Consider the following 16,644-nt stretch of genomic DNA (forward strand, 5'->3'; position numbering starts at 1 on the left):
TCACCTGGTTTCAAAAAAATGTAAAGAAACAACTTTAGGTCGCAATTGTGGTGTGGATTGCAGCGATTTTTACTAAATTTGCAATTTACAACAACAATAGTCAACCAGGAATCAAAACAGCAACAGATGGAAAAACAAGGAACAAGCGCAAAGAACTGGAGACGCTGGCACCGCAACCAGGTGATCGTGAAATCGCTGTGGTGGGCCTTGGGCGGGTTCTTCGCACTCATGTTTATACTCTTTGTGCTCATCTACAATGGCGTGATAGGCTACATGCCCACCATCGAAGCCCTGCGCAACCCCACCGACAAGTTTGCCTCGACCCTGTACACGGCCGACGGCAAGGAGATGGGCAAGTTCTACCGCAGCAAGGGCAACCGCACCTATGTAGACTATGAGCAGATGTCGAAGTACCTGAGAGACGCGCTCATTGCCACCGAGGACGTGCGCTTTGAGGAGCACTCGGGAGTCGACGTGCGCGCACTGTTCCGCTCGCTCGTGAAACGCATCATCATGGGTCAGGCCAGTGCCGGCGGCGGCAGCACCATCACCCAGCAGCTGGCCAAGCAGCTCTACACGCCCGAGAGCTCCAATCTGTTTCAACGCGCCTTGCAGAAGCCCATCGAGTGGGTCATTGCCATCAAGCTCGAGCGCTACTACACCAAGGAGGAAATCATCAAGATGTACTTCAACCAGTTTGACTTCCTCAACAACGCGGTGGGCATCAAGAGCGCCGCATGGGTGTACTACGGCAAGCAGCCCAAGGACCTCGACGTGCAGGAGAGCGCCACGCTCGTGGGCATGTGCAAGAACCCGTCCTACTTCAACCCCTTCAGGTTTCCCGAGCGCGTGAAGCAACGCCGCAACGTGGTGCTGAGCCAGATGTACAAGGCCGGCATGCTCACTGCCGAAGACATGGACGCCCTCAAGAAAAGCGACCTCAACCTGCACGAGCACGCCGTCGACACCCACGAGGGCGGCATAGCGCCCTACTTCCGCGAGGAGCTGCGCCGCATCATGATGGCCGACGAGCCCGTGCGCAGCCACTACAGCAACATCAACGCCTACAATGCCGACAAGTACAACTGGGACAACAACCCCCTCTACGGCTGGTGCAAGAAAAACAAGAAAATCGACGGCTCCAACTACGACATCTACAGCGACGGTCTCAAGATATACACCACCATCGACTCGCGCATGCAGCAACATGCCGAAGACGCCGTGCGCCAGCACATGATTGAAGAGCAAAAGCGCTTCCTGGCCAACGAGTGCGGCGGCAGCTACAAGAACCCCTACACGCGCAACCCCGACGAGCTGAGCGCCCGCGGCCGCGAGGCCGTGATCAAGCTGGGCGTGCGCAGCAGCGACCGCTACCGCGCCATGAAGGCCGAGGGCCTCACCGACCAGGAAATCATGAGCGCCTTCAAGCAGCCGCGCGAGATGCGCCTCTTCTCCTACGACGGCGAGGTGACCCGCATGATGTCGCCGCTCGACTCGATGCTCTACATGAAGACCTTCCTGCGCTGCGGCATGATGTCGATGGACCCCGTGACCGGCAAGGTGAAAGCCTATGTGGGCGGTCCCGACTTCAAGCACTTCAAGTACGACATGGTGGCTACCGGCGCCCGCCAGATCGGTTCGACCGTGAAGCCCTTCATCTACGCCATGGCCATGCAAAACGGCCTGAACCCGTGCAGCACCGACTTTGAGAACTCGCAGCCCGTGTACGGCGGCTGGGCTCCCGGCGGCGGGTCACACGGGCTGGGCGGGCACCCACAGCTGCGCGACGCCCTGGCCCGGTCGAGCAACTGGATACCGCCACGCATTCTCGACAAGTTCACCCCCGACAAGGAGGTGGAGATGATGCACAACGACTTTGGCATCACAAGCGACCTCAAGCCCAACCTCACCTTGAGCCTGGGCTCGTGCGAGATATCGCTCTACGAGATGGTGAGTGCCTATAGTGCCTTTGCCAACTACGGCAGCCGCGTGCTGCCCATGATGGTGAGCCAAATATGCGACGCCCACGGCAACGTCATCGCCGAGTTCTACCCCAAGCGCAACCAGGCCATCAGCCCTGCCTCGGCCTACCGCATGGTCGACATGCTGCGCGCCGTGGTCACCCACGGCACCGCCACCAGCCACATTGCCCCCTACAACCTCAAGGGCGACGTGTGCGGCAAGACGGGCACCACCAACTTCAACGCCGATGCCTGGTTTATGGGCTTCACTCCCGAGCTCATCACCGGTGTGTGGTTTGGCGGCGAAGACCGCTACATCCACTTCGCCTCTACCGGCGAGGGTCAGGGTGCCGCAGCCGCATTGCCCATCTTCGGGCTCTACATGCGTGCCGTGTACGACGACAAGTCGCTGCCCTATAGCGAGGACGCAGCCTTCAATATCCCGGCCGACTTTGTGATGTGCCCCAGCCGCATAGGCTATGACGACGAGACCAAGCACCGCCACAGCTCGCACCATGCCAGCGGGAGCAGCAACGCCGCGCTCGAGCACGAGCAGCGGCAGCAAGCCCAAGACCAAGAGGCCGTAAACGCGCTGCTCGAGTAGCAGCCGGCACCACGCCGCGCAGCACGGCAACCACATGAATAGCCAGCAAAACTGGAAACGCGCCTGCACAACATGACCGATGCAGGCGCGTTTTTTTTCTTCCCCTTGTGGCAGGCAGTGGCGAGCTGGGTCAGGACAGGCCCATGATTTCACCGCCCACCAAGTCGATGCGACAGGCCTGGGGCGACTTGGGCAGACCGGGCATGCGCAAGATGTTGCCGGCAATGACCACAATCATCTCGGCACCGCGATCGATGACCAGGTCGCGCACCTGGAAGTCGTAGCCGTCGGTATTGCCATAGGCCTTGGCATCGGTCGAGAAGCTGTATTGTGTCTTGGCGATGCACACGGGGTAATGCCCCAGCCCGAGGCTATAGATGCGCTTGAGCATGGCCCGTGCAGGAGCGTCGCAGGTGACCTTGCCAGCGCCGTAGATGCCCATGGCGATGGCCTCGATTTTGTGTTCGATGCTGTCGCTGTCTTCGTAGGAGAGACGCAGCGGGCCCGAGGGATTGTGCTCGACGGCATCGACCACGGCACGAGCCAGGCTGGCAGCACCCTCGCCGCCCTGGCTGAAGGCATCGTTGACAGCAAAGCCCACGCCCAGGTCGTTGATGCAGTGGTCGCGCACCACGGCAATCTCCTCGGGGGTGTCGAAGCTGTAGTGGTTGAAGGCCACAACTATCGACTGCCCGAAGCGCTTGATGTTGCGCACATGCTTGTCGAGATTCCACAAGCCGCGCCTCACACCCTCCACATTGGGCTTCTTGATGACCTCATAGTCGACGCCACCATGCATCTTGAGCGCCTGGGCAGTGACCACAAGCACGGTGAGATCGGGGTGCAGACCAGTCTTGCGGCACTTGATGTTGTAGAACTTCTCGGCCCCCAGGTCGGCCCCGAAGCCAGCCTCGGTAACCACATAGTCGCCCAGCGTGAGAGCCATCTCGGTAGCCACCACCGAGTTGCAGCCATGGGCGATGTTGGCAAAGGGGCCACAGTGCACAAAGGCCGGCGTGCCCTCGGTGGTCTGCACCAGGTTGGGGTCGAAGGCATCCTTGAGCAGCACGGTGATCGACCCAGCCACGCCCAGGTCCTTCACTGTAAACGGTTTGTCGTCGTAGGTAAAGCCCAGCAAGATGTTCTCGATGCGGCGGTGCAAGTCGTCGATGCTGGTGGCCAGGCACATGATGGCCATGATTTCGCTGGCCGGGGTGATGTCGAAGCCCGTCTGCGAGATGGGGCCGTTGCCGGGGCCTCCCAAGCCGGTGATGACCTGGCGCAGACTGCGGTCGTTGATGTCGAGCACGCGACGCCACAACTTCTGCTTGAGGCGGAAGCCCTCGCCCTCGTGCTGATGAATGTAGTTGTCGAGCAAGGCACTTATCATGTTGTTGGCAGTGGTGATGGCATGGAAGTCGCCCGTGAAGTGCAGGTTGATTTTGTCCATGGGCAGCACCTGGGCATAGCCGCCACCAGCCGCTCCGCCCTTCATGCCGAAGCAGGGCCCCAGCGAGGGCTCTCGCAGTGCCACGATGGTCTTCTTGCCCAGACGGTTCATGCCCAGCGCCAGGCCCACCGAGACGGTGGTCTTTCCGTTGCCTGCCTTGGTGGGGCTTATGGCGGTGACGAGCACCAGGTGGTGGCGGCTCATCTTGCCCTTGTCGATATATTTCACGGGCACCTTGGCCATGTAGTGGCCATAGATTTCAAGTTGGTCGGGGGCGATGCCCATTTCACCTGCAACATCGGCGATGTTGCGCAGTTTCACGCTTCTTGCGATTTCAATGTCGGTCAACATAAGATTAAATATATATGTGTGTGTATATAGATTGTTTTTACAGATCATGATATGTGCAGTCGCCAGGGGCCTGGCGCGCAGCAGCGGGTCACATGGGGTCGACGTCGTAGTACAGGATAGTCGATTTCATGCGTGAGTCGATGCTCACCATGCGCTCGTAGATGCCGCGCAATATCTTTTTCACCTTCACCATCGAGGCCTCAAGCTCCATCTTGAGCATGATTTGGCGTATGTAGAAATTCTGCACCCTGGCCACCATGGGAGCCTCGGGACCCAGCACGCGCTGCCCGAACACCTGGCGCAGCAGCCCGCTATAGCGCACAGCCACCTCGCCCACCATGGCGTCGTCGCGATGCTTGAGATAGATGTTGATGATGCGGGTATAGGGCGGGAAGCCGAATTTCTCACGCTCGCCCAGCTCGTGGCGATAGAAGCCCTCATAGTCGTGACGGGTCACATAGTCGACCACGGGGTGGCTGGGATTGGAGGTCTGGATGATGACCTTGCCCTGCTTGTGGGCGCGGCCGCTGCGGCCCGCCACCTGCTCCATCATGTCGAAAGCCCGCTCGCCCGACCTGAAGTCGGGGAAGCTTATCATCGTGTCGGCATTGAGAATGCCCACGATGCTCACACCGTCGAAGTCGAGACCCTTGGTCACCATTTGGGTGCCCACCAGTATATTGGTGCGGTGGCTCGAGAAGTCGTCGATGATGCGGTCGTAGCTGTTCTTGTTGCGTGTGGTGTCGAGGTCCATGCGCGATATTTTCTCGTCGGGAAACACCTGATCGATGTCGTCCTCGATGCGCTCGGTGCCGTAGCCCACAATCTCGATGCCGGGCAGGCCGCAGGCCGGGCACAAGTCGGGCAGGCCTATGGTGTAGCCGCAATAGTGGCAGGTGAGCGAGCGCGTGAGCTTGTGGTAGGTGAGCGACACGTCGCAGTTGCGGCATGTGGGCACCCAGCCGCACTCCTTACAGCGTACCATGGGAGCATAGCCGCGGCGGTTCTGGAACAGTATGACCTGCTCGCCGGCCTCGAGGGCGCGGCGGCACTCCTTGATGAGCTCGAGCGAGAACATGCCATTCATCTCGTGCTTCTTGCGGGCTTTTTTGGTGTCGATGATCTGCACCAGTGGCATCTTGATGTCGCCGTAGCGCGTAGTGAGCCGCACCAGGCCGTAGCTGCCCTCGAGGGCACGGTGATACACCTCGATCGAGGGTGTGGCCGAGCCCAGCAGTATCTTGGCACCGTGCATCATGGCCAGTATCATAGCCACGTTGCGCCCGTTGTAGCGGGGAGCCGGGTCTTGCTGCTTGTAGCTCGTGTCGTGCTCCTCGTCGACGATGACCAGCCCCAGGTTGGCATAGGGCAGAAACACGCTCGAGCGCACCCCTATCACCACACAGGGCTCGGCCTTGTCGAGCAGGCGCTTCCATATATCGACACGCTCGTTGTCGCTGAACTTGGAGTGATAGATGAGCAGCTTGTCGCCAAACACCGCGCGCAGGCGGTGAGTCAATTGGGTGGTGAGGGCAATCTCGGGCACGAGATAAAGCACTTGCCTGCCCTGACGCAGGGCGTCGGCAATGAGGTGCATGTAGATCGAGGTTTTGCCGCTCGAGGTCACGCCGTGCAGCAAGGTGATGGCCTGCTGCTTGAAGCACTGGTGTATCTCGTGATAGGCCCGCTGCTGGTCCTGGCTCAAGACCGGCAGGCTCTGGAGCTTGTTGCCCAGCTCGGCAAAGCGGTTGATCTCGCGCTTGTAGAGCTCAAACACACCGCGCTGGGCGGCTGCCGCGAGCACGGGCTGGGTGACCCCGGCACGCTCCAGCAGCGCAGCCTGGGTCACCTCTTTCACCTCCTGGCCGCGCTGCAGCCAGCGAGACAGGTCGAGGTAGGCCAGCAACAGCTGTTCCTGCTTCTTGGCACGCTTGAGCTCGTCGAAGAAGCGGTGCAAGCTGGCCTCGTCGTTGCGCGCGATAGCCAGGCGCACGCACTTCTCGGTGCGGGGGCGGTAGTTGTCGACCACACGCTCGCTCACGCGTATGGCTCCCAAGTCGAGCAGGTGGCTCACCTGGTTCACCACGTTGCCAAAGCCGGTGGCGCGTGCAATCTCGTCGATTTGCACGCGTCCGCGAGTCTTGGCCATGTCGAGCACCACCTTGTCGCGGTCGCGCAGCTGACCAGGGCTCTCCTCCTCGTAGTCGGGGTTGACGCTCACAAACGTCTCGCTCTCCACCTTGAGCCCGCTGGGCACGGCAGCGCGATACACCTCGCCCATCGAGCACAGGTAGTAGTCGGCAATCCACTCCCACAACTTGAGCTGGGGGTGCCGCAAGATGGGACGGGCGTCGAGCAGTGAGGCAATCTCCTTCACTTGGTAGCCCTGCGGCTTGTGGTCGTGCAGCATGACCACAATGGCCGTGTACATCTTCCTGCGGCCGAAAGGCACAAGCACGCGCGACCCCACCGCTACCCCGTGGGTCATCGCGGCAGGCACTTGATAGGTATAGGTGCCCTGGATGGCAAGAGGCAGCAAGACTTCGGCATATTGGCTCATTGATTCTTTGGTAGCTTGGTTAAATATCGTTGATAGATCTCGTTTTCTTTCTTGGCCGTAGCAGCGCAGCTGCACGCCTCAGGCAGAGGCTGGTCGATGTGCCTGGCGAGCATCTCGGCAGCCCGCGAAGAGATGTTGTCGATGAAATCGTCGTCGAGCACAAACACATTGTCGCGTCCTATGCCCTCGGCAGTACTCACCGTGTCGGCAGCCACGGCATTGGCGCCGCAGGCCAGCGCCTCGATGGTCACCAGCGGGAAGCCCTCGAGACGGCTGGGCAACACCAGCACGTCGACGCAGTTGAACAACTCGGGCATGCGCTCGGGGGCAACCTTGCCCCACATCTTGTAGTCGATGCCACTGTCGTCGAAGCCGCGCTTCACATGGTCGCTCTGCCAGCCGCTGCCCATGGTCCAGAACACGACGCGCCCGTCGTACTTGAGGGCGATGCGGTGGAAGATGTCGGGCAGCCACAACACGTTTTTCACCGGCTCAAAGCGGCCGGCATAGGCCACCACCTTGCAGTCCTCCACGCCCAGGCGGCTACGCAGCCGGTGCCGCTCGGCGGCGCTATAGCGATGAAACTGCGGCGGCGCGCCGTTGAGCAGTATCTCATACTTGAAATGCGGGGTGAGCTTGTGCGCCTCTCTCACCAGGCCCTCGCTCACAAAGAAGTTGCACGTGGGGCTCTTGAGCAGCTCGACCGTGCAGCGCCTTATCATGCGGTCCTCGACAGGATCGGTGTAGATGCTGGCCCCGTGCCACGAGAAAAACACGGGCATGCCATAGCGGCGCCCTGCCTCAAGGGCCACATGAGCCGCCAGCCGGTCGTGGGCCGATACGATGTCGTAGTCCCTGAGCCGCGCGCTCAAGGCGCGCAGCCGGCCCAGCATCACGGTTGGGCTCAAGCCCAGCATGCGGTGCCCCAGCGAGTCGAGCCACGAGCGCTCAACCCACCACATGACGATTTTCACGCCCTCCACCTCGATGGCAGCGGGGCGCTCGCTGGCAGGAGTGCTCTCGCGGCGCAACCGCGTGAGTCCCTTGTCGTACACCTGTATCATGTACACGTCGATGGCATAGTCGGCAATGGCACGCAAACTCACCACGCGGTTGATGACCGCGTTGAATCCTCCGTAGCGATTCGTGTAGTTGCCTTCAAACACGACTGCGATTTTCCTCGTCATATCCTTTTTAAGAGCGTCACAAAACAATGAGCAAATTTAACACATTTCGGCGACAATAACAACGCTTGCGCCCATTTTAACAGGCCATGCACCAAAAAACACATAGCAACCACACAGGTGCCCCGGCCCCCCGGCCCATCACGGGTGAGGGTTACTTGGGCTGAAGGCTCTGGCGACACGCGCTGGGCGACTGGCCAAGGTGCTTGGTGCAGTAGCGGCTGAAGTAAGAGAGCGATGAAAAATTCATCATTTCGGCTATCTGGGTGAGCGACAAGCGGTCGTCGTTCAGGTAGTCTTTCAGTATGGGCACGGTGTGGCGGTCGATGTAGGAGGTGACACTGTGACCCGTCACACGTTTTACAGTAGCCGAGAGATACTTGGGCGACACGTTCAAGCGGTAGGCGTAGTAACTCACGTCACGCTCTGTGCGGCTGATGCCAGTAGCGAGTAGAGCCATGAGCTGTTTCACAATATAGGCCGTGCGGTCGCTGTGGGCGTGGGGGACGCCATGCTGGGCATGAGCCTCGAAGATGTCGTACATCATGGTCAGGCATAGACTCCCCATGAGTTCGCGATAGAAAAGCAGATGGCGGTCGCCCATGCGGTCACGCAGGTTGTGGAAGTCGGCGAGCACAGAGCGGGCTTGCACGTGGGTGAGCTTGATGACGGGATCCTGATTCAACGAGATGCTTCCACCTATGCTATAGTTGTTGGCCGGCAGCAGGCTCTGCAAGAATTTGTAGTCGGCAGCAAACCACTCGACTTGCATGTCGGCATGGGGAGCGAGGTTGCTCACACGGTTAGGGCAGGGAATCACCACCAGATCGTTCTTTACGATATGATAGCAGCGCTCATTAAACACAAAACTGCCCTCGCCTGCTGTGCAAAGCAGGTGCACACAGGTGGTGCGCAAATCAGGCGCATTCATCGCCTGGAAGCAAGTGGAATACCTGAAATCTACCTTCATAGGCACCAAGGCTACAATTTTGCTGCACAAAATTACACACTACTTTTTACCCAAACTAACGAATTGTGCAAAAAGTGAAAACAACAATGTTTTTTGTGAAAGCTGGGAATAAAAAAAACATCATATCTTTGCAACAAGAAATCAAAAAAAACAGAGCATGCAAAACTTTGATTACATGACCCCGACTCGCCTCATTTTTGGCAGGGAGTCGATTGTGAAGCTGCCCAGTGTAATGTCGCAGTTTGGTAAAAAAATTCTTCTCGCCTATGGTGGCGGGAGCATTAAAAAGATAGGCCTTTACGACCGTGTGATAAAACTGCTGGAAGGCTACGACATCGTAGAGCTCTCTGGCATACAGCCCAATCCAAAATACGACCCATCGGTGCTCGACGGTGTGCGCCTGTGCAAGGAGCACAACATCGATGTCATTCTGGCTGTGGGCGGCGGCAGTGTGCTTGACTGCTCAAAGGCCATCGCTGCCGGAGCCAAGTACGACGGCGACCCCTGGGACCTGATCTCCTACAAGGCCAAGGCGCAGGCAGCCCTGCCCATCGTCGATATCATCACCCTTGCCGCTACGGGTTCGGAATATGATTGCGGAGGAGTGATTTCGCGCACCGAGACCAACGACAAGATTGGCTACATGGACCCGCACCTGTTTCCTGCCGTTTCGATTCTCGACCCTGTATACACCTTCAGCGTGTCGAAGAAGCAAACTGCCGCAGGCATTGCCGACGCGATGAACCACACGATGGAGCAGTATTTTGCCGCCGACACGACGCTGCTCAACGACGGTTTCTGCGAGTCGATGCTGCGCAGCCTGATGATAAATGGCCGCAAGTGCCTGGATAATCCCGAGGACTACAATGCACGTGCCGAGATGATGCTCGACTGCACCTACGGTTGCAACGGCATTCTCTCGCTGGGCAACAGCCCGTCGGGATGGCCCTGCCATGCCATCGAGCATGCCCTCTCGGCCTACTACGACATCACACACGGCGAGGGTCTGGCCATCATCACGCCCCGCTGGATGAGGCACATCCTGAGCGAGAAAACCATCGACCGCTTTGTGAAGTACGGCATCAACGTCTTCGGCATCGACGCCTCGCTGCCCAAGCAGGAGATTGCCCAGAAGGCCATCGATGCAACCTACAAGTTCTTTGAGAGCATCAACATCCCCATGCACCTGCGTGACGTGGGCATCGACGACAGCCGCATCGACGAGATGGCTCATCACGTCGCCGTCAACGAGGGGCTCGACAAGGCCTACGTCCCCTTGACTGAGCAGGACATAAGGGAAATCTTGGTGGCAAGCTTGTAGATCGCAAAACAGCACATTGCAGAAAATAGTAAATACATATAGATTAAAATGGAAACGATCACTTTATCAAATGGAGTTGAAATGCCCTTGCTGGGCTATGGCGTGTTTATGGTCTCGCCCGATGAGTGTGAACGCTGCGTGACCGATGCTTTGCATGTGGGCTACAGGCTTATCGACACGGCGCAGGCCTACCACAACGAGGAAGGCGTGGGAAAGGCCTGGCGCAAGAGCGGCATAGGGCGCGAAGACCTGTTTATCGTGACGAAGGTGTGGATCTCAAATTCTGGCGAGCAAAAGGCCGCCAAGAGCATCGACGAGAGCCTGCGCAAGTTGCAGACTGAGTACGTCGACCTGCTGCTCATTCATCAGGCCTATGGCGACGTGTTTGGCACGTGGCGGGCTCTGGAGAAAGCCTATCGCGACGGCAAGGCTCGAGCCATAGGCGTGAGCAACTTCCAGGCTGGCCGCTTCTTCGACTTCGCCCACTATGTCGACGTGAAGCCAATGGTGAACCAGCTGCAATGCAACACCCTCATCCAGCAGACAGGCATCGAACCGTTTCTTGCACAGTTCGATACAAAGATGATGGCATGGGGACCCCTGGGCGGACAAGGCGTGGATGGCATCGTGAAGAGCGAACTGCTGGCAGGCATCGGTGCGAAATACAACAAGAGTGCTGCACAGGTAGCCCTGCGCTGGCTCACCCAGCGAGGCATCGTAGCCATCCCCAAGAGTACGCACAAGGAGCGCATGCAGCAGAACTTCGACATCTTCGACTTCTCGTTGACTGCCGACGAGCTGGCATTGATTGCCAGCATGAACCAGCACGACACGGGCACTAAAAATTTTGGCGACCCCCAGTTTATAAAATACCTCCTCGAGAACTACGGATAAAATGACCAAGAAACAAGCATAGGCTGGAACTTGAAGGCATTGAGGCCAGAACCATCCATGCAGGTCAAAAAAAAGACATTGGGAAGCCATCGGGATGTGGCAAGCGGCGCGAGGCTTCAAGGCTCAATCCCTTTTGGCAACCATCTATCGAAAACCCGGCAGCTCGGAAATCAAGCTGCCGGGTTTTCCTATTACTGAGAAATCCACCGCTCCGCAGCCACGACAACCTGTAGCGAAGGTATTTAAACCTATCCCTAACAGCTTTAGGCCGCCCCCCTCCCGGCGGCGCCCATGAGGAGCCTCAACAGTCGACGACCTATATACATAAAAAAAAACTGGCTCGAAAATATATCGAACCAGTCCTTACTTGTGGCGGAGGCCAGACTCGAACTGACGACCTTTGGGTTATGAGCCCAACGAGCTACCACTGCTCCACTCCGCGATTTGCGTGTGCAAAGGTAACGCTTTTTCGGCATTTGTCAATAGCAAAAACCAAAAAAGTTCGATTTTTGACCAATATTTAACACTATTTTACACTCGAGGCCCAACGGCGGATTCCAGAAGCAAGTGCAAAGTTACGCTATTTTTCTTTAATCATGTCTTTGGGCTTTCGAAATCCGTTTTTCTTTCTTGGCCTGTTGTTTAATTTTTCGATGATGCTCTTGACATATAGCCTTGAAATTCCCCTAAAGTCCGTCTTCTTCGGAATATATTGCCTGATGAGCCCGTTCATGTTCTCGATAGCTCCCTTCTCCCACGAGCAGTACGGATGTGCGAAGTAAACTTTCGTGTTAAGTTCCCTCGCAATGATTTCGTGTGCGGCAAACTCCGGCCCGTTGTCTGTCGTTATCGACCTTACAGGCAACCCGCTCTCCCGTATGAGTCTCACCACGGCATATGCCAGTGGAACGGCCTGCTTTCCCGTATCGAGTTTCTCCATGAGCATAAAGCAGCTCCTCCTCTCAACCAGAGTAACGATGGCACCTTTGCCTTCCTTTCCTACGATGGTGTCCATCTCCCAGTCTCCTATGGTCTGTCCATAGTCCGTTTCCGGTCTTTCGTCAATGGAGAGGCGGTTGGGAATATGCGCCTTGGTGGTAAGCAAGGACTTTTGCCTTGGTCTGCCTCCATGCCTGAGGTGCTTTCGGATGTTGTCCCCGTAATGTGGGGAAAGGGCCGCTATCCAGTTGTATATGGTTGACTTGGACACCGTGATGCCCTCTTTCTTGCCAAGCCATCCGGCGACTTCCTCCGGCGACCACTGCTCCTTACGGATAAGTTCAAAAACACGGCTGCGTACATAGGGAGCGATACGGCGATTGCCAGGTGTCCTGGCCTTGCGTCGTTTGACTTTCAATACGGCCGTACGTGCGTCATAAACGCCTTTAGCATTAGAATTACGCCTTCGCTCACGAGAAACCGTGCTTACTGACACACCAATAGTCTCGGCTATGAAACTAAGTGAGAATTTCGTTTGGAGTAGCACACTTATTGTGTATCTTTGCTCCGAGGTTAATTGTTTATACATCACAATACAAAATTAATTAATCTTAGGGAGGGGAACGAAAGATCTCCTCTTTTTTTGTATTGCTTAAGTTATCCGCCAATGCTCTTTGGGGGCTTCGCGCCCCCAGCCGCAAGGCAAACCTCCGCGGTGTTTTTCATGTTTTAATGCACCGCAGAGTTTTGCACTTCTAATTGGAATTAGCACAACATTGACCCAAAACAGACCGTTTTCAAGTCCAGCCGAGCAGTAGTGAACGACACAAGCTTGTTGCAACAATTATCACGACCCGACCTTGCTTCCTAAGCAAACCAACGTCTCACAAAAATGCGGCTATATCCGCCCAAGCAATGCAAACTCAAAAAACAAAAAAAATGAGCCCAAAAAAATTTTGAATTGCTATAAAATCTATTTATCTTTGTATCAATACAAAATCGAGAAGAACCTTCTTTTTACTCAACAACAGCTTAAAATGATGAACAACTTCAGTCTATCCTCATCAGTGTGGTTGCTTGTGGCAACAGTGAGTTTAGCAGCCTGCCAAAGCGATGACCAGGCCAGCCACGCCGCTTCCAGTTTCGCGCCACAACGCATGTTGGGAAAGTCCCCTCGCGCCGCCATGTCACTTGGCGCAAAAGCCGAGTTACAGCACAGCACCGAATGGACCCGACCACTCGGCACCAGCATGGTGAACCTGGCACAAGTTATCCCAATACGACTTGGTCCAACCGAAAAGACATGATTGTAACCAAGCGTTGATTGACAAGCCAAAAAATTGTTTCACATAAAGGAATTGAATCATGAAAGAGGTAAAAACGAGCAGAATTTTTCGGCTTATCCCATTCTTGCTCTGCGCAATACTCATAGCTGGGATGACAGCATGCGGTGACGATGATGAGAAAGATGTTCCAATCGGGCCAAATGGCCCTGCTCCCGATTTTGCAATAGATTTTCCCGACAGTATCAGGATACCAGCTGCCGGCGACACACTGTCGGGCACAATCCTATGTGACAGCGGATATGTGGGCGATGATAATATTCTTCTCAGGTATTACATGCAGCAAGGCATCTATTTCGACACTATCAGCAAAACCTATCAGCCTGATTGGTTACAACTGGATTTATTGAAAAAAGGTACTGGCATCGACTCAACAATCAACGAGTACAACCGCCTTGGTGAGAGAGTTGGGGTAAGATATCTTTCGGCCGAGCCCGACACGATCGAAGTCGTCAAGTTTAACCGCGACCGAAGATTAGAAGTGTATATAGGGCCAAATTTCCGCAAGGAAGAAAGGCATTTTTGGGTTGAAGTCTCTCTTTTCTTGTTAGTATGGTGTCCTCGTGACAGTTTTTATATCTACCAAGATGCGGCTCGGTAAAGATGAGAGCGAAGCATAGAATAAAAATCACAGTTGCTGCGCATGCAGCCGTCATTGCCATGCTATATCTCCCGATGGCGATGGCAGTGGCAGCAGCGCCAGTAGCAACTCATCAAGTCAAGAGAGAAACTGCCCAAAGCGACAGTGCGAAATCGCATCGTGACTCAATGAAAGACGGCTTGAGATTGGGAGAAGTGGTGGTGGTGGGGCAGCACTCCGATTTTGGGCTGAGATCCTCGCAGATGAGTGCGCTCTCAATCACGCCGGCGCAAATCACCCGACTGCCCACCCTGCTGGGTGAGGTCGACGTGCTCAAGGTGCTGCAGCGCCTGCCAGGCGTGCAAAGCGGCGGCGACGGTGCAAGCGCCATCTACGTGCGAGGCGGCGACTATGACCAGAACCTGATCTTGCTCGACGGAGTGCCGCTCTTCAGCGCCGAGCACCTGGGTGGTTACACTTCGGCCATCAACAGCGACCTGGTGGATTGGGTCGATTTCTATCGCGGTGCTTTTCCTGCCCGATATGGCGGCCGCCTCTCGAGCGTAATCAATGTGGGGCTGCGGCCTGGCGACTTCAATCACTATCATGGCTTGGTCAATGTGGGGGTACTCTCGTCGAGGTTTCAATGCGAGGGACCAATATGGCCAGGACACACATCATTCAACCTGGGGGCAAGAGTGTCTTATTTCAATCTGCTCACCGAGCCGGTACTCAACAAGGTATATGACAAGCCTGCAAGTCTTAGGCCTTACTCCAAGCTCAACTATCTCGACCTCACAGCCCGGGTGACACACAACCTGAGCGACCACTCCCAACTCACGGCCATGGTCTACTGGGGGCGCGACCGCAAGTCGGCAGCCCCCGACAGCAGTTCGAGCGGAGAATACACGATGGATAACAAATCTACGATGTCGCTCAAGAGCGACTCTAAAGACCGCAACAACTGGAGCAACCTGCTGCTGGGCATCAACTGGGACTTGAAGCTCACCGACTATATCACCTTCCACACCGGTGCGCACTACAGTGCCTACCGCTATGAGATGTCGAGCACCACAACCGACTACATGCACAACTACAATAAGTTGCGCGACCTGGCCTTGACCGAGGAGATGAGCAGTTCCACGCAACACAGCGATATCGATGAGTGGCAAGCAAAATTTGAGGTAGAGACTGGCGTGCTCAAGGGGCACAGCGTGAGGGCTGGCGTCACGGCCGGCCACCAAAGCTATAACCCCACGGTAGAGATGCACAAACATGGCACCTATAGCTTCTACACGCTCGACCCTAATACTCCTGTGAGAAAGGACGACGACAAGCTGTACAACAACACGAGGGTAGACATCGACACGCTCATAGGCGGCAGACGCTACAACTTCACCGAGGCCGCCCTGTGGCTCGAAGACGAGATGCAGCCATGGCAATGGCTGCGCTTCAATGTGGGCGTGCGCATGGCCCTGTTCTGCACCTCGGGTAAAACGTGGGTGAGTCCAGAACCGCGACTCTCGTCGCGCTTCCTGCTCTCGAGCCATCACGCCATCAAGGCCTCCTACAGCCACATGGCTCAAGGCATACACCGACTCACTACATCGACCCTGGTATCGCCCACCGACGTGTGGGTGCCTGTGACCGACGTGATTCCCCCCGTAAAAAGCGACCTCACAGCCCTGGGCTACAGCTTTGAGACCAACCCTGGCATCTCGATAGGCATAGAGGGCTATTACAAGTGGCAAAACAATCTGCTGGAATATCGTGAAGGTGCCTCTTATTTCTCCAATAGCGATTGGCGCAATCTCGTGGTGCTGGGCAAAGGCCGAACGTATGGCGTGGAATTGTTTGCCCAGAAACTCAAGGGAGCCTTCACTGGCTCGGTGAGCTACACATGGGCCAAGTCGCTGCGCACCTTCGACCGCCCGGGACAGGAAGTGAACGACGGCCAGGAATACTATGCCAACAACGACCGCCGCCACAACTTGCAGGTCACTCTCAATCAGCACTTCAAGCTGCGCGGCAAGAACTCTATCGACCTGGGCGCTGCCTTCACCTGGCAAAGTGGTCGGCGCGGCACCTTGACCACCTACAGCGTGCATGGGTTGCGTCCCTACTCCAATGACCCCTACGAGATTGAGGTGCATGAAAAAGATTACTCCTATTGGATCGACGGGTTAGACAAGAGAACACGCGATGAGTATTATAGAAATTTGTGGTACTATTTCCTGGATTTTGCCACCTACCGCCATCCCAACGGCTACGTGATGCCCAGCGTGCACCATCTCGACTTGAGCGCGACATTAAATCTGTACAAGCGCTGGGGCAGCATTCAATTGGGCTTGAGCGTGTATAACGTCTATAATCACCGCAACGTGAGCAATGTGTTTTTGGGCTACAAGTCGGGGCATCGGGTGCTCAAGGGAGTGTGCCCATTCCCTATCATGCCCTCAATCAACTTTGGTGTGAAATTTTAAAAAT

General features: G+C 56.3%; 11 protein-coding genes and 1 tRNA gene. 6 read left to right on the top strand and 6 right to left on the bottom strand.

The genetic code is table 11. From position 1 onward, the window contains the following. The first annotated feature begins 126 nt into the window (after window positions 1-126). On the top strand, window positions 127-2,565 hold the full coding sequence (locus tag GF423_RS03225) for a transglycosylase domain-containing protein (RefSeq protein WP_154327026.1): 2,439 nt from the start codon (window positions 127-129) through the stop codon (window positions 2,563-2,565). 130 nt (window positions 2,566-2,695) lie between these two features. Here the strand turns inward: GF423_RS03225 and GF423_RS03230 are convergent, their stop codons facing one another. The 4 genes from GF423_RS03230 to GF423_RS03245 form a co-directional block, all read right to left on the bottom strand. Further along, the gene (locus tag GF423_RS03230) at window positions 2,696-4,366 is read right to left on the bottom strand and encodes a formate--tetrahydrofolate ligase (RefSeq protein ID WP_154327027.1); all 1,671 of its coding nucleotides are present in this window, start codon (window positions 4,364-4,366) and stop codon (window positions 2,696-2,698) included. 88 nt (window positions 4,367-4,454) lie between these two features. Beyond that, window positions 4,455-6,926, bottom strand: a complete 2,472-nt coding sequence (gene priA, locus GF423_RS03235; protein WP_154327028.1) for a replication restart helicase PriA — start codon at window positions 6,924-6,926, stop codon at window positions 4,455-4,457. Further along, window positions 6,923-8,113: a glycosyltransferase gene (locus GF423_RS03240; RefSeq protein WP_154327029.1), complete on the bottom strand. Its 1,191-nt coding sequence runs from the start codon at window positions 8,111-8,113 to the stop codon at window positions 6,923-6,925. The genes priA and GF423_RS03240 overlap by 4 nt, the downstream gene beginning before the upstream one ends. Window positions 8,114-8,264: 151 nt before the next feature. Then, window positions 8,265-9,080 (bottom strand): helix-turn-helix domain-containing protein, encoded by an 816-nt coding sequence (locus tag GF423_RS03245; protein ID WP_235911513.1) that lies wholly within the window; start codon window positions 9,078-9,080, stop codon window positions 8,265-8,267. Between the two features lie 157 nt (window positions 9,081-9,237). Here GF423_RS03245 and GF423_RS03250 point away from each other — a divergent pair, with 157 nt between their 5' ends. Together GF423_RS03250 and GF423_RS03255 are read left to right on the top strand one after the other, a co-directional pair. Further along, window positions 9,238-10,401, top strand: coding sequence for an iron-containing alcohol dehydrogenase (locus GF423_RS03250; RefSeq protein WP_154327030.1), 1,164 nt, complete (start codon window positions 9,238-9,240; stop codon window positions 10,399-10,401). Window positions 10,402-10,449: 48 nt separating this feature from the next. Further along, window positions 10,450-11,295: an aldo/keto reductase gene (locus tag GF423_RS03255; protein WP_154327031.1), complete on the top strand. Its 846-nt coding sequence runs from the start codon at window positions 10,450-10,452 to the stop codon at window positions 11,293-11,295. Window positions 11,296-11,665: 370 nt separating this feature from the next. Here the strand turns inward: GF423_RS03255 and GF423_RS03260 are convergent. Next, a tRNA-Met gene (locus GF423_RS03260) sits at window positions 11,666-11,737 on the bottom strand. Window positions 11,738-11,875: 138 nt separating this feature from the next. Then, on the bottom strand, window positions 11,876-12,823 hold the full coding sequence (locus tag GF423_RS03265; RefSeq protein WP_154326857.1) for an IS30 family transposase: 948 nt from the start codon (window positions 12,821-12,823) through the stop codon (window positions 11,876-11,878). Between the two features lie 271 nt (window positions 12,824-13,094). Here GF423_RS03265 and GF423_RS03270 point away from each other — a divergent pair, with 271 nt between their 5' ends. Genes GF423_RS03270 through GF423_RS03280 form a run of 3 tightly spaced genes read left to right on the top strand, consistent with a single transcriptional unit; the run spans window position 13,095 to window position 16,640 of the window. Beyond that, on the top strand, window positions 13,095-13,541 hold the full coding sequence (locus tag GF423_RS03270) for a hypothetical protein (RefSeq protein WP_154327032.1): 447 nt from the start codon (window positions 13,095-13,097) through the stop codon (window positions 13,539-13,541). A gap of 58 nt (window positions 13,542-13,599) precedes the next feature. Continuing rightward, the gene (locus GF423_RS03275) at window positions 13,600-14,178 is read left to right on the top strand and encodes a hypothetical protein (RefSeq protein ID WP_154327033.1); all 579 of its coding nucleotides are present in this window, start codon (window positions 13,600-13,602) and stop codon (window positions 14,176-14,178) included. A 2-nt stretch (window positions 14,179-14,180) separates the two neighbouring features. Next, a complete protein-coding gene (locus GF423_RS03280) occupies window positions 14,181-16,640 on the top strand; it encodes a TonB-dependent receptor plug domain-containing protein (RefSeq protein ID WP_154327034.1) in 2,460 nt (819 codons plus the stop codon). Window positions 16,641-16,644: the final 4 nt, after the last annotated feature.

This window comes from Sodaliphilus pleomorphus, assembly GCF_009676955.1.
Classification (GTDB): Bacteria; Bacteroidota; Bacteroidia; order Bacteroidales; family Muribaculaceae; genus Sodaliphilus; species Sodaliphilus pleomorphus.

Bases quoted from the DNA above. Each gene is read 5' to 3' on its own strand.
- GF423_RS03240 (WP_154327029.1), bottom strand. From the start codon at position 8,113: ATGACGAGGAAAATCGCAGTCGTGTTTGAAGGCAACTACACGAATCGC.
- GF423_RS03230 (WP_154327027.1), bottom strand. From the start codon at position 4,366: ATGTTGACCGACATTGAAATCGCAAGAAGCGTGAAACTGCGCAACATC.
- GF423_RS03225 (WP_154327026.1), top strand. From the start codon at position 127: ATGGAAAAACAAGGAACAAGCGCAAAGAACTGGAGACGCTGGCACCGC.
- GF423_RS03280 (WP_154327034.1), top strand. From the start codon at position 14,181: ATGAGAGCGAAGCATAGAATAAAAATCACAGTTGCTGCGCATGCAGCC.
- GF423_RS03255 (WP_154327031.1), top strand. From the start codon at position 10,450: ATGGAAACGATCACTTTATCAAATGGAGTTGAAATGCCCTTGCTGGGC.
- GF423_RS03250 (WP_154327030.1), top strand. From the start codon at position 9,238: ATGCAAAACTTTGATTACATGACCCCGACTCGCCTCATTTTTGGCAGG.
- GF423_RS03265 (WP_154326857.1), bottom strand. From the start codon at position 12,823: ATGTATAAACAATTAACCTCGGAGCAAAGATACACAATAAGTGTGCTA.
- priA (WP_154327028.1), bottom strand. From the start codon at position 6,926: ATGAGCCAATATGCCGAAGTCTTGCTGCCTCTTGCCATCCAGGGCACC.
- GF423_RS03245 (WP_235911513.1), bottom strand. From the start codon at position 9,080: ATGAAGGTAGATTTCAGGTATTCCACTTGCTTCCAGGCGATGAATGCG.
- GF423_RS03275 (WP_154327033.1), top strand. From the start codon at position 13,600: ATGAAAGAGGTAAAAACGAGCAGAATTTTTCGGCTTATCCCATTCTTG.